We start from the raw sequence: 12,911 nt of genomic DNA on the forward strand, positions 1-12,911 counted from the left end.
CGCGACGAAGACGAAGCCTTCGTGGATGTCGAGTCGCTGCACCGCACGCAGGCTGTGATCGGCCTTGAACTGCTCGTCGGCGGCATAGGCCTCGGGGCCGGGCAGCGCGGCCAGGTCACCGGAGTTGGAGAAGGCCCAGGCGTGGTAGAAGCACTGGAAGTGCTTCTTGTTGCCCTCGGCCTCACGGCACAGGATCGTGCCGCGGTGCGGGCAGGCGTTGTAGAACGCGCGGATCACGCCGGCGGAGTCGCGGACGAAGATCAGCGGACGTCCACCCAGCGTGCGGATCTTGAAGTCGCCGGGCTTGGGCAGCTCGGTCTCGTGACCGAGGTACAGCCAGGTGGAGTTCCAGATCTCGTTGCGCTCGCTGTTGAACACCGCATTCGACCGGTAGGCCTCGCGGTTGACCTTGAAGCTCAACGAGCTCGGGTCGTCACGCAGGAATGTCGATCTCGCCTCGCCGGTCACGCTGTGTGACTGGGCAGAAACTTGGGTCATGGCACTTCCTTGAAACTCAATTACGCCGGTGGTCTGACGGGTCGCAATACACCCGATCCGTCTATTTCCACGATATGGTGAGACCTAGTTGCTGTCAATCATTATGAGATGCCATCTCAGATTGACATGCAAACTCAGGAGGACTGAGCGTGATTTGCGCCCAGACGTGCGTACATTCGCGCGAAGCTGACGAGATCTGAGATCGCGATGCGATCCACGCGAACATCCTCAGGGGTGGCCTTCGGACTCGGCCCCACCCGGACGGTCTGACAGCCCGCCGAGCGGAAGACGACCCCGTCGGTCGAGCCCTTCCAGCCCGTGACCGCAGCCGGTGGACTCCCCCCGTTCAGCCAGCCAGGCGGACGCCGCGCGCTGCACGACGTCAGCCGCCGCCGGGGTCGCCGCCGACGGATGCTCCAGCGCGACCGTGACCTCGACAGGGCACTGCGCCAGGGCTGTGCCGGCCAACCGGTCCTGCAGGTGCCGAGCGAGCTCGGCGCCGATGCGCTGCGCGTCGTCGCCGTCGACCATCACGACATAGGCGTGGATGTCGACAGCGGCCGGCAACAGATCGGGTTTGCCCGGCTGCCCCGCGACGATCGAGCCGACGCCGACCTCGGCAGCGATCTGACCTACCGGTGGTCGGCTGGCCAGGTGCGCTTCTCGCCAGGTCCCGATCGCGTCGAGCACCGGTCCCAGCCGGAGAGGCAGGCCCCCGGACGGCACAGCAGCTGCCCCGCTCATGGCCGGGAGCATCTCCGCACCGACTCGCACCTTGACGAACATCGCCCCGGGCTCCTCGTGCAGCAGGCCGGGCGGACCGCCCTTGGCCACGACGACCTCGTCGGGCCGCCGCCGTGAGGCGAGGTGCTCTCGACCCCGGTCGGTGCGAGGCGCTGTCCTGTCGGCGAGTCCTGGAACGGCGACCGGTGCGTCCCCGATCCGGCCAGCAGCAGGGCCGAGCCGGCGCCGCCCAGGCTGATCGGCCCGCTGCGCGGCAGCAGCCGCATAGCCGACGAGGGCCGCAGCAGCCGGCGCCTGGCGACTCCCAGGCCGAAGCCCCAGGTCGCATCAGCCACGGCATCCCAGCGCCACGGCATCGGCGGGTCGAGCCGCGCCGTCAACGCCGAGTCCCAGCCGACGCCGCCGGTCAGCGACGTGTCGAGGTGCGAATAGATCAGTGTCCGGTCGTCAGCATCGCCCGGCGCACGTGACACCAGGCTCGCACCGCGCTCGCCGAGACGCTCGACCTCCCACGTCAGCATCGGCCACCGCACCTGCGCCCACTCGGCCAGCCCCACGGCGAGCGAGCTCGCCGCCGCGGGGACTGGGGAACGCCGTGAAGATCTCCAACGCCGACCGGATGTCGGCAGCCTGCACCCGTGCTGCAGCCGACTCCTCGCACGACTCAGCCACGGAACGCGACCGTCATCAGCCGCACTGGCAACCGGCGGCGAAGCCCTGGCCGATGCCGCCTCGATCTGCTCCAGCATGGGTCGCAGCTCCCTCGAACCGCGCCAGTCGATCTGGAAGCGTCGTCCAGACCCGCTCGGCGATGTCCCGTGCCTCGGCCAGGATCGCGCTCTCGTCGATCGTCGAGATCGCGCCCTCGACCATGATCGGCATGCCGTCGACGTACACGCTCTTGACCGCAGCGCCCAGCTCGGAGTACGCAGCTGCTGACGCATCTGCTCGGCCGGACCGGGCCACAGCCGATCGATGTCGAGGACCGTCAGGTCAGCGAGTGCACCGACCTCCAGCCGACCGATGTCAGCGCCTACCGCAGCAGCGCCACCGGTCCACAACATGCCGAGGCCGTCCATGGCCGTGGGCCACGTGTCTTGAGGACCGTGGACGCGGTGCAACGTCGTCGACAGCTTCAACGTCTCGAACATGTTCTGGGTGTCGCTGCTGCTGGCGCCGTCCGAGCCCAGCGCGACGTTGGCACCGGCGCGCAGCATCGCCGGGATCGGCGCGACGCCGGCGCCGAGCTTCAAGTTGCTGGCCGGGTTGTGGATCGCAACGGCGTCGGTCTCTGCGAACATCTCGACCTCGCGCTGGTCGAGCCAGATCGCGTGACCATACGACGCCCACTCCTCCAGGGCACCCATCTTGCCCAGGAACTCGACGGTCGAGCCGCCGAAGCGCTCCGCAGCCACGTCGACCTGCGACTTGGCCGACAGCAGATGCGTCTGCATGCGCGCGCCCCTGCTCTTGGCCAGGTCGACGCTCGCCGCAAAGAGATCGGTCGAGCAACGCGGCAGCGAAGACGGGCCGAGGATGGGGCGCACCCGCGACGACACGGTGTCCCACCGGTCGAGGAATCGATCGGCACCGGCCAGCACGACGTCCGGCGGAGCCATCGGCGGCTTGCGCAGCGACTGCCCGTTCGGCACCAGGTCGATCGGGAGGGACGAGAAGAAGTCGAGGTCGGAGAACTGGATCGCGACCGAGGCACGCATGCCCAGGTCGACGTATGCCTGCATGATGGCGTCCATGCCGTCGTCGACCCACTCGAGGTCGGCCCGCGCGCAGTCCAGCACAGCCGTCGAGCCGCTGCGGATCATCTCGATGCCGCCGGCCATCGCCGAGATGTAGAGATCACGCGGCGACAGACGTGCGCCCGCCCCGCCATAGCTCGCCAGCACCATCCAGGCGTCGAGCGGCAGCGCATCGCACAGCCCCTTCTCGATGCTCTGGTTGGAGTGGGTGTGCGCGTTGATCATGCCCGGCATCACGACGTCGCCGGCCAGGTCGACATCGACGACGTCCTCACCTGCGGCGACCTCGTGCTGTGCGGCGACACCGCTGCCGACGGCAACGATGCGTCCGTCGACCGCGACGATGTCGCCGATCGAGCCGTCCAGCACCAGGTCGAGCAGTCGGGCGTTGCGCAGGATGAGCATGGTCATGCGATCCCTTCCTTCAGTGATCGAGTCTTGAGGTCAAGCTGTCGAATCTGTTCACGGAACACGAACTGCGCCTCGGCGCCGGAGTGGTCACCCGGTCCGCCGTACGGCGACGCCTCGGTGACGACGCGGGCCACGACGATCGCGGGCCCCTCGACGTCGCACATCTCGCGCAACGTGGCCCGCAGCTCGGACTCAGGGGTGTCGAAGTCGAGCGTCCGGGTCCAGCCCCAGCCCGCAGCCGCAGCGATGCCAGCCAGGTCGAGACGCTCCGCGCCGGCCAGCGGCTGCCCGCCCCCGGTCTCGTAGCGGTGATTGGCGAACACGACCATCTTCAGGTTCGTCGCGACCGATCCGGCGATCGCGAGCAGCGAGCCCAGGTTCATCGTCAGGTCGCCATCGCCCTCGAGCAGGACGAACTCGAGATCCGGCCGGGCCAGCGCAGCGCCGAGAGCGATGCCCGGCGCAGCACCCATCGGGTCGGAGGAGTAGAACGTCGCGTTGTCTCCGCCGAACTCGCGCCAGGCGCGGCCCGCGCTGCCGAGGCTGGCGATCACGACCTGCTCGTCGAGCTCTGCCTTCAGGGCTTCAGCCACCTGTTGCCGCCTCATGCCGCTGCTCCTGTCAACGCTGCCTTCGAGCACAGGAGCACGACGGGGCGCCGGTGCATCATGGCCTGCTCGCACGATCGTTCGATGAGCCAGTCGTCCTGTGGACCGCTGACACGGTGGGTCGGCAGCCGTAGCGCCGCCGTGACGTCAGAGGTCACCGCTCCCTTGTACGACTGGTAGTAGAAGCCGTCCTCCGGCCCGCCACGATCAGCAGCGAGGATCACGAACGGCAGCTGATGGTGATGTGCCAGGGCGGCCAGCATGTTGGTCGCGAGCAGCACACCGGCGTTCTGGCACAGCACCGCCGAACGTGCGCCCATCAGGGCCGCGCCGGCAGCGATCGCCGCAGCATCGTCCTCCCGCGTGACACGGGTGTGGACGATGCCCGGATCGGCCGAGACCGCGTCGATCGTCGGGGTCAGCCAGCTGTCGGGCAGTGACGCCGCGATCGTCACTCCCCCAGCGGTGAGGCGGCTGCGGATCGCCGCGCCGCGCGCTTGCCGCGCCTGCTCGGCGGCAGATAGGTCAGTCATGCAGTGTCCATTCCGTTGCGATGCGCGTCAGCAGGCCGACTGCCGCATCCAGCTTCCATTCATTGCCTGACAAAGGGTGTGCATGCGCGCTGAACTCGCGGTTCAGCCCGGCTGCCAGCACCTCGGGTGACGGCGTGGTGCCGTCGGTCTCGGCCTCGAGGGCCTCCGGGCTCCAGGGCGTCGGTGCGATCGCCCCGAAGACGAAGCGTGGTCGGCGCCAGGTTCCGTCTTCGTCGATATCCGCCGAAGCAGCCAGCGAGACCAGCGCGAAATCTCCGCCTGACATCTGGACCTTCTCGACTGCGAGCCGCCGGCTCAACGCTGCCGGCGGGACCAGGATCGCCTCGATCAGCTCGTCAGGATCGAGGTGCAGCTCACCGGGACCGGAGTACAAGGAGCTGATCGGCAGCTCACGGGTGCCCTTCGGCCCGGAGACGACGACGCATGCGTCCATCGCCGTGAGCACGGTCGCAAGATCCGAGGGGGTCACGGCCTGGCAGCGGTGCCCGTCGATCGCGGCGTGATGGAAGCGGTGATCCCCGGTGACCGCGAAGCACGGGCTCGACGTGCCGGCACGCTTGTAGCAGTCGAAGCCGCTGCGGAAGAACCAGCAACGCTTGGCCTGACCGAGATTTCCGCCGAGCGTCGCGACCTCACGGATCTGCGCCGAGGCGATGGTCTCGATCAGCCGCGTCATCGACGGCTGCACCGGCCGGGCCCACTCGGCGACCTCGCGCAACGTCACGGCAGCGCCGATCCTGGTGCTGCCGTCGGGAAGCACGGTGATCTCGCCCATGCCCGCGATCGACTTGGTCAGCACCAACGTCGTCGGATTCATCAAGTTCTGGTGACGCTGGACGATGACGTCGGTGCCACCCCCGTGGAGCGCGACATCGCCGACCTTCTCGGCAGACAGCGCTGCCACGGCCTCGTCGACCGAGCCGGGCGCCTCGATCGTCTCGATCGGACGCGGCGTCAGGCGCCGGGCCCACCGGATGCCCACGTGCTCCAGGAACCAGTGGATCCCCCACGGGTAGAGCCGACGGAACGCGGCAATCTGCCAGCGTCCCGGTCGACGCCACAGGTGGTAGCGGCGGCGCTGGCCGGACTGCTCGCGCAGAGCGTTCAAGATGACGTCGGGAGTCAGCGGAAGAGAGTGGAACCGGATGCCGATCGCGTCGTAGACCGCATTCAGCACGGCGGCTCCCGGCGGAACGATCGACATCTCGCCGACGCTCTTGGCGTCGAACGGGCCAGCCTCTTCGGGCCCCTCGATCAGCTCGGCCCGGATGTTCGGCACCGACGTCGACCGTGGCACCGCGTAGTGGACGTAGGCGTCGTTGGTGACCCGCCCGCCCTCGTAGACGGCTCTTCGCCCAGCACAGCGCCGAGGCCCTGCACCGCGCCGCCGATGATCTGGCCCTTGACCATGCCGGGGTTGATGGCCCGGCCGATGTCGTGCGCCGCGACGTAGTCGAGGATCTTCGGCTCACCGGTCGTGGTGTCGACCTCGACCTCGACGGCATGAGCTGCGAACGTGTAGCTGGCCGAGATGTTGGGGCTGGCGATGCCGGTCCAGTACGGCTCCATCCTCTTCTCGAGGTACTCCATGTCGATCCGCAGTCCGCCGTCGATCGCGCCTTCGGTCAACGACGCGGCATCGCCGATGCTCAGCGAGTCGTCGACCGACACGAACTGCCCGTCCACCAGCTCGAGCCGCGAGGTGCCGAGCTTGTCGGCAGCGGTCTCACGCAGCTTCTCGGCCATGGCTTCGGCGGCCTGCCGGGTGGCATGGCCACCCATGTGGGTCCCCCGCGAGGACCACGCCCCCATGTCGGGCGGGGTCTGGTCCCAGTCGGTCATGATGACCGTGACCCGATCGAGCGGAACAGCCAGGATCTCGGCGGCGATCTGCGCCAGCACGGTGCGCTGGCCCGTGCCGGCATCTGCGCCGCCGAATCGCACGACGACGTCGCCGTCGCGGGTGACCTCGATGCCGGCCGCGCTGACGTTGCCGCCGGGGTAGGCGTACGAGCCGCTGGAGTGCATGCCGGCGGCGACGCCCACGCCTCGGCCGTACGTCGGGTCGGCCTTCTTGGCGTCCCAGTCGAGCAGCTCGCGGACGCTGTGCAGGCACTCGACGAGCCGGTTGGAACCGATCTTGGCGCCAGCCAGCGCCACGGTGTTCGGCTGGCTCGCGTTCGCGATGCGGAACTCGATCGGGTCGACTCCGCAGCCCTCGGCCAGCTGGTCGACGACGCTCTCGAGCGCCAGCGCGGTCTGCGGCGTGCCGTAACCCCTGAACTGCCCGCCGGGCGGCAGGTGGGTGTCGACGAGCTGTCCGGCCCACACCACCGCGTCCGGCCGGTACATCGAGCCGAGCTGCTTGATGCCAGCCCGCATGACCGAGGGGCCGTAGTGGTTGTAGGCCCCGTTGTCGACGTCGATGTGCGCCTCGAACAGGCACATCCGTCCGTCGGCATCGACGTGCGCCTCGAACTGGGTCGTGAACTCGTGACGCGGCTTGGTGACCGCCATCTCCTCTTCACGCGAGTACGCGACGCTGACCGGCTTCCCGCACTTCATCGACAGCATCGCAGCCAGCGCCTCGTGCTCGGAGACCTTCGACTTCGAGCCGAATCCGCCACCGACCGAGACGTCCCGGCACACGACCTGGTCGAGCTCGAGATGCAGGACCCGGGCCAGCTCGTGCACGACGAAGTGCGGTGCCTGGCTCGACGTCCAGAGCTCCATGCGGTCGTCGTGCCACCAGGCCACTGTCGTGTTGGGCTCCATGCATGCGTGGGCGACCCGCGGGTACACGAACGTCCCGCTCGCGCTCGCAACGGCGTTGGACTTCGCGACATCGAGGCCTCCCCACACGCCCTCGACGCCGAGCGCGACATTGGTCCCGCTCTCGCGGTCGTGCAAGGGACGCGCCCGCTTGGCCAGGGCCTGCTTGACCGACAGCAGCGCCGGGAGCCTGCGATACCGGACGTCGATCAGACGCACCGCCTCAGCGGCGATCTCGGCGTTGTCCGCGGCCACCGCCGCGACCTCCTGGCCGACGAACAGCACCCGGTCGACCGCCATGGGCGGACGGTCGGAGTACGACTCGCCGCTGTGCTCGTAGATGACGTCGCCGAAGTCGGCGGCCGTGATGACGGCGTGGACGCCTGGCAGCGTGCGAGCCTTCGACACGTCGAGCCGGGTGATCTTGGCGTGCGGGTAGGGCGACCGGAGCACCTTGGTCGCCAGGGTGTTCTCCGGAGCCGCGTCGGAGGCGTACGGCGCGGTACCGGCGGTCTTGCCGACCCAGTCGACGGGGCGGACCTGACGTCCGACGACCTTCATCCGGCCACCTTCATTGTGGGGCTGCCTCTCTCTGGCGGGCGACATCGCACACCGCATCGACGATCTGGACGTAACCCGTGCAGCGGCAGACGTTGCCGATCATCCCCTGGGCCACCTCGGCCCGTGACGGACACGGGTTGTCGCGCAGCAGTGCATCGGCCCGGACGATCTGGCCGGGAGTGCAGAAGCCGCACTGGAACGCGATGTTGTCGGCGAACGCCTCGCCGAGGTCAGGCGACGTCCGAGCCACCGACTCGGCGGTGACGACGTCGCCGGTCACGGTGGCGGCCAAGATCGCGCACGACATGACCGGACGACCGTCGATCTGGACCGTGCAGGCCCCGCACTCGCCGCGGCCGCACGCCAGCTTGGGGGCCGTGCGGCCGGCCGAGCGGAGCACCGACAGGAGCGACTCACCGAGCGCCGCGTCGACCTCGACGGGCTGACCGTCGACCGACAGACGTCGCCTGGTCACATCACGCGCCCAGGGGAGCGGACGGCTCGGGCAGCGACGTCACGACACCGTGGAAACGGTCGATCGAGGCCAACGTCGAGGCCTGAGCATCATCGTCGGAGTCGGCGACGCACTCGGCTGCGACGACGACGTCGAGATCGCGGGCGTAGGCGTCACGGATCGTGGAGTCGACACAGAAGCTCGTCGTGGTTCCCGCGACGACGAGGACCTGCACGGCCTTCATGCGCAGCTCGCACTCCAGCGTCGTCTGGTAGAAAGCGCTCGAACGGTGCTTGACGACGACCTCGTCCTCAGGAGCCTGGACGGCCTTCATCTCGTCGAGCAGCTCGGCGTCCCACGTGCCACGACGGCACAGCTTGAGGTCGACGCCCCGACGCTGCAGGTGCGACGGGATGCGGCGCTTGCCACGAGTCACGTCATCGTCGTAGTGCACCTGCTGGGTGAACCAGACCGGAATGCCCAGCTCGTGACCCAGCTCGATCAGCTTGACGACGTTCGGGATGATCTCCTGCGGCTGACGCACGGCGTCGGCGCCGAAGGCCTGACCGCGGGATCCCTCGGGATGGCAGAACCCGTTCTGCATGTCGACGATCAGGATTCCGACGTCGGTACGGTCAGCTTGACGTCAAGCGGCATGCCAGTTCCTCTTCTTCTCAGTGTTTTCAGCCTTGGTGACGATCTGGCCGCCGCCGGGGGTTCCCGTGACGACGCCGTCCTTGAACACGACCTGCCCACGGCTCATCGTCAGCACCGGCCAGCCGCGCAGCGGCAGACCCTCGAAGGCGCTGGGGAACTCGCTCTGCGTCGTGTCGGGACCGACGACCTTCTCGGTCTCCATGTCGATGATCGCCAGATCGGCGTCGCAGCCGACCTGCAGCGCACCCTTCTTCGGGTAGAGGCCGAACAGGCGGGCCGGGTTGAACGCCATGGTCTCGGCGACCTTCTCGATCGTGATCCGGCCGGCCAGGACGCCCTCGGTCAGCACGACAGGCAGCATCGTGGCGAGTCCGGCGAAGCCCGGTGCCTCGTCCCAGAAGTCGCCGCCCTTCTTGGGGATCGGGACGTGGTCCGAGCCGATCGTGGAGATCCAGCCCTCGCGGAGCCCACGCCACAGCTCGGCCTTGTGGTCCTCGTTGCGCAGGGCCGGTGCGACCTTGCCGACACCGCTGCCGGTCAGGCGCTCGTCGTCGGCGCTCAGCACCAGGTAGTGAGGGCACGTCTCGAGGACGACGGTGTTGCCCTTCTTGCGGGAGTCCGCAGCGGCGTCGACGGCCATGCCGACCGTCGTGTGCGGTACGTACAGCGGGCAGTCCTGCAGATCGGCGAGCCAGATCGCGCGCAGCAGGTCCTGCTCCTCGACGAAGTCGGGACGTGACTCGGTGTACGCGGCCAGGTCGTTGCCGCCCTTGGCCTTGACCTTCTCGGTCAGGTGGCAGACGAGGGAGTCGTCCTCGCAGTGCACCATGCACCAGGCATAGGGACCGAGCTCGCGGATCTTCTCCATCGCGGCGTACAGGACGGCGTCGTTGACCGAGACCAGGCCGATGGGGTTTCCGGGCTCGTAGCCGCCCATGTAGAACTTGAAGCTCGTGACGCCGAACTCCTGGGCGTAGCGCGGGATCTCCTCGACCTGCTCCATCGTGGAGATGATGAAGTGGAACTGCGTGTCGACCAGCATCTTGGTGCGGGCCAGCTCGCGCTCGGCGGGGAACGTGTCGAGGAACGTCGAGGGCGAACGACGGTACTGCAGCACCGTCGTGACGCCGCCGACCGCGGCCGAGGCGGTCTCGGAGGCGAAGATCTCCTCCAGCGGACGACCGCCGCCGAGGTGGACGTGGGGGTCGACCAGACCGGGCAGCACGTACTTGCCGCCGCAGTCGATGACCTCATCGGCCTCGGGCAGCGTCCCCGGTGCACCGATCGCGGCGATCTTGCCGTCGAGGACGGCCAGGTCGGCATCCACGACGCCGTGAGGTGTGACGAGCAAGCCGCCCGTCACGAGGGTGTCTACGCGCATGTGAATTCTCCTGAATCATCCAGTCGGGGGAAGTACGAGGACCGTGCTGGCGCACCCTGCCGGGAGGTCTCTAACCGGCGACGGCGAATCGCGACCACCCGAGGCGCGCCGCGATGTCGTCGTCTACCTCGGCCAGTGAGTGACGGCGAGGTGTGGAGCCGGTGTGACCCCCCTAACATCAAGAATGACTCTATGGGCCAGTGAACTTCATGTCAAGCATGCGGGATGCCATCTCGCATTATCGTTATCGTTGCAGTCGCGCCAACATCCCTGCGAGCCCCGAGGCGCACGGTCTAGGCTGATCGTCGTGTCCTCATCCTTCGTGCTGACCCTGTCCTGCCCCGACCGCCCCGGGCTCGTCTTCGCGGTGACCCGTTGGGTCGCCGAGGCCGGCGGCAACATCCTCGACAGCCAGCAGTTCACCGACACCTCCGACAGCGAGTTCTTCCTGCGGGTCCACTTCGACATGCCGGGCACGCAGGGGGCCGACGAGCCGTCACCGCCTTCGCCCCCGTGGCCGACGAGCACGACATGGAGTACCGCCTCGTGGTCGCCGAGCGCCCCCTGCGCGCGCTGGTGATGGTCTCGAAGGAGGGGCACTGCCTCAACGACCTGCTGTACCGGCAGAGCAGCGGCTCGCTGCACGTCGAGATCCCGGCCATCGTGTCGAACCACCGCGACCTCGAACGACTCGCCGACGCCTACGACGTCCCGTTCGTGCACATGCCCGTCACGCCCGACACCAAGGCCGACGTCGAGACGGCTCTGCTGGCGATGGTCGACGAGCTCGCGGTCGACCTGGTCGTGCTGGCGCGCTACATGCAGATCCTGTCGGACGACCTGTGCCGCTCGCTGCAAGGACGGGCGATCAACATCCACCACAGCTTCCTGCCCAGCTTCAAGGGCGCTCGTCCCTATCACCAGGCCCACGACCGCGGCGTCAAGCTCGATCGGTGCGACAGCCCACTACGTGACCGCCGAGCTCGACGAGGGCCCCATCATCGACCAGGGCGTCCTGCGCGTCGACCACCGCATGACGTCGGCAGACCTGGCCCGGGTCGGCCGCGACGTCGAGGCGCAGACCCTGTCGCGCGCGGTGCAGCTGCACGCCGAGTCCCGCGTCCTCATGAACGGCCCCCGCACCGTCGTCTTCGACTAACCCTCCCCCATCCCATCCCCATCCCCGCTGACGAGGCCCTTACCGCCCTTCGGCGAGGTGGTTGCTGCCGTACGCAAGGGCCTGAACCACCTCCTCAAGGGGCGACAACTACCTCGTCAGCGCGGGAGGTTGGTTCTCAGCATGTGGCGTCGAGTCTTATATCGTGAGACGAGCCCTTTTCGACGGAGAATCCGCCTAGTTTGAGTGTCGGCGCACGCACGGTGGCGTGCCCCGAACAAAGGCGAGGAACATGACGACCTTCACCCGACATCGCGCAGTCGCTGCGCTCGCACTCGCACTGAGCGCCACGGTGCTGGCAGCCTGCGGCGGCAGCAGCGACGGCGCCGGAGCCGACTCCACGAAGCTCAGCATCGTCGGATTCGCAGTTCCCGAAGCGGCCAACAAGGCCATCGCCACCGAGTTCAACAAGACCGACGCCGGCAAGGACGTCACGTTCAAGACGTCCTACGGCGCCTCGGCGACCAGAGCCGCGCCGTCGTCGACGGACTGCCCGCCGACTACGTCCACCTGTCCGTCGCGACCGACGTCGACCGGCTCGTCGACGCCGGCCTCGTCGACCCGACCTGGGACGACGGCGACAACAAGGGCATCGTGTCGACCTCCGTCGTCGTGCTCGGCGTCCGCGAGGGCAACCCCAAGAACATCAAGGGCTGGGACGACCTGGCCCGCGACGACGTCGAGATCGTGACCGCCAACCCCGCCTCGTCGGGCGCAGCCCGCTGGAACGCCCTCGCGGCATGGGGCCACATCACCGAGAACGGCGGCACCGACGCCGAGGCCACGGCTTTCCTCGACAAGGTCTTCGGCAACGTCGTGTCACTGACCAACAGCGGACGCGACGCGACCCAGGGCTTCCTCGGCGGCACCGGCGACGTCCTGCTGGCCTACGAGAACGAAGCGATCCTCGCAGCCCAGAACGGCCAGGGATTCGACTACATCATCCCCGACACGACGCTGCTGATCGAGAACCCCGGCGCCGTGCTCAAGGACGCCGCACCCGCCGCGACCGACTGGCTCGACTTCGTGCTCAGCACCGAGGGCCAGAAGCAGTTCGCGCTCAAGGGCTTCCGCCCGCTCAACATCGCCGAGCCGGGCACCGCCGACCTGGCCGCTGTCGGCCTCAAGGCCAGCGACATCAAGGGCGCACCCGATGCGGCCGATCCGTTCCCGAAGGTCAAGAACCTGCTGACACTGACCGACAACTTCGGTGGCCCCGGATGGGGCGGCGTCAAGGACAAGCTGTTCGGCGACGGCAAGGACGGCAAGCCCGAAGGCATCGTCACCAAGGCGATCGCCAAGTCCGGCAAGGCCTCGTCGTAACAGGCGACCAGAGC

General features: G+C 68.3%; 12 protein-coding genes and 2 pseudogenes. 4 read left to right on the forward strand and 10 right to left on the reverse strand.

Annotated features, from left to right (window positions below; genetic code table 11):
* Positions 1-99 precede the first annotated feature (99 nt).
* The 10 genes and pseudogenes from ACHMWU_RS05590 to ACHMWU_RS05635 form a co-directional block, all read right to left on the reverse strand.
* Positions 100-498: pseudogene (locus ACHMWU_RS05590) on the reverse strand (aromatic ring-hydroxylating dioxygenase subunit alpha); the annotation flags it as partial.
* Positions 499-726: 228 nt separating this feature from the next.
* Positions 727-1,284 carry a hypothetical protein gene (locus ACHMWU_RS05595; RefSeq protein WP_396042041.1) on the reverse strand — a complete coding sequence of 186 codons (558 nt, stop codon included), beginning with the start codon at positions 1,282-1,284 and terminating at the stop codon, positions 727-729.
* Positions 1,239-3,410: an amidohydrolase family protein gene (locus tag ACHMWU_RS05600; RefSeq protein ID WP_396042042.1), complete on the reverse strand. Its 2,172-nt coding sequence runs from the start codon at positions 3,408-3,410 to the stop codon at positions 1,239-1,241. The genes ACHMWU_RS05595 and ACHMWU_RS05600 overlap by 46 nt, the downstream gene beginning before the upstream one ends.
* On the reverse strand, positions 3,407-4,018 hold the full coding sequence (locus tag ACHMWU_RS05605; protein WP_396042043.1) for a thiamine pyrophosphate-dependent enzyme: 612 nt from the start codon (positions 4,016-4,018) through the stop codon (positions 3,407-3,409). The genes ACHMWU_RS05600 and ACHMWU_RS05605 overlap by 4 nt, the downstream gene beginning before the upstream one ends.
* A complete protein-coding gene (locus tag ACHMWU_RS05610) occupies positions 4,015-4,551 on the reverse strand; it encodes a thiamine pyrophosphate-binding protein (RefSeq protein WP_396042044.1) in 537 nt (178 codons plus the stop codon). Before ACHMWU_RS05610 ends, ACHMWU_RS05605 begins: the two co-directional genes overlap by 4 nt.
* Positions 4,544-5,851, reverse strand: coding sequence for an FAD binding domain-containing protein (locus ACHMWU_RS05615; RefSeq protein WP_396042045.1), 1,308 nt, complete (start codon positions 5,849-5,851; stop codon positions 4,544-4,546). The genes ACHMWU_RS05610 and ACHMWU_RS05615 overlap by 8 nt, the downstream gene beginning before the upstream one ends.
* Entirely contained in the window at positions 5,827-7,905 is a 2,079-nt protein-coding gene (locus ACHMWU_RS05620; protein ID WP_396042046.1) for a xanthine dehydrogenase family protein molybdopterin-binding subunit, read from the reverse strand. The genes ACHMWU_RS05615 and ACHMWU_RS05620 overlap by 25 nt, the downstream gene beginning before the upstream one ends.
* A gap of 10 nt (positions 7,906-7,915) precedes the next feature.
* A complete protein-coding gene (locus tag ACHMWU_RS05625; RefSeq protein WP_396042047.1) occupies positions 7,916-8,380 on the reverse strand; it encodes a (2Fe-2S)-binding protein in 465 nt (154 codons plus the stop codon).
* Between the two features lies 1 nt (position 8,381).
* On the reverse strand, positions 8,382-8,978 hold the full coding sequence (locus ACHMWU_RS05630) for a cysteine hydrolase family protein (RefSeq protein ID WP_396042964.1): 597 nt from the start codon (positions 8,976-8,978) through the stop codon (positions 8,382-8,384).
* Between the two features lie 27 nt (positions 8,979-9,005).
* Positions 9,006-10,397 (reverse strand): dihydroorotase family protein, encoded by a 1,392-nt coding sequence (locus tag ACHMWU_RS05635; RefSeq protein WP_396042048.1) that lies wholly within the window; start codon positions 10,395-10,397, stop codon positions 9,006-9,008.
* Between the two features lie 307 nt (positions 10,398-10,704).
* On the opposite strand from ACHMWU_RS05635, the gene ACHMWU_RS05640 reads away from it, so the two are divergent.
* The 4 genes and pseudogenes from ACHMWU_RS05640 to ACHMWU_RS05655 all read left to right on the forward strand — a co-directional run bounded on the left by ACHMWU_RS05640 (position 10,705) and on the right by ACHMWU_RS05655 (position 12,897).
* Complete coding sequence (locus ACHMWU_RS05640; RefSeq protein ID WP_396042049.1) at positions 10,705-10,977, forward strand: ACT domain-containing protein; 273 nt, start codon at positions 10,705-10,707, stop codon at positions 10,975-10,977.
* Positions 10,977-11,246, forward strand: a pseudogene (locus tag ACHMWU_RS05645) (formyltransferase family protein); the annotation flags it as partial. The gene ACHMWU_RS05640 and the pseudogene ACHMWU_RS05645, both read left to right, overlap by 1 nt.
* A 121-nt stretch (positions 11,247-11,367) precedes the next feature.
* A complete protein-coding gene (locus ACHMWU_RS05650) occupies positions 11,368-11,556 on the forward strand; it encodes a hypothetical protein (RefSeq protein ID WP_396042966.1) in 189 nt (62 codons plus the stop codon).
* 204 nt (positions 11,557-11,760) lie between these two features.
* On the forward strand, positions 11,761-12,897 hold the full coding sequence (locus ACHMWU_RS05655; protein WP_396042050.1) for an extracellular solute-binding protein: 1,137 nt from the start codon (positions 11,761-11,763) through the stop codon (positions 12,895-12,897).
* The last annotated feature ends 14 nt before the right edge of the window (positions 12,898-12,911 follow it).

The sequence above is a fragment of the Aeromicrobium sp. UC242_57 genome (assembly GCF_044452305.1).
In the GTDB taxonomy this organism is placed as follows: Bacteria; Actinomycetota; Actinomycetes; order Propionibacteriales; family Nocardioidaceae; genus Aeromicrobium.

Bases quoted from the DNA above. Each gene is read 5' to 3' on its own strand.
- ACHMWU_RS05595 (WP_396042041.1), bottom strand. From the start codon at position 1,284: ATGTTCGTCAAGGTGCGAGTCGGTGCGGAGATGCTCCCGGCCATGAGC.
- ACHMWU_RS05600 (WP_396042042.1), bottom strand. From the start codon at position 3,410: ATGACCATGCTCATCCTGCGCAACGCCCGACTGCTCGACCTGGTGCTG.
- ACHMWU_RS05605 (WP_396042043.1), bottom strand. From the start codon at position 4,018: ATGAGGCGGCAACAGGTGGCTGAAGCCCTGAAGGCAGAGCTCGACGAG.
- ACHMWU_RS05610 (WP_396042044.1), bottom strand. From the start codon at position 4,551: ATGACTGACCTATCTGCCGCCGAGCAGGCGCGGCAAGCGCGCGGCGCG.
- ACHMWU_RS05620 (WP_396042046.1), bottom strand. From the start codon at position 7,905: ATGAAGGTCGTCGGACGTCAGGTCCGCCCCGTCGACTGGGTCGGCAAG.
- ACHMWU_RS05635 (WP_396042048.1), bottom strand. From the start codon at position 10,397: ATGCGCGTAGACACCCTCGTGACGGGCGGCTTGCTCGTCACACCTCAC.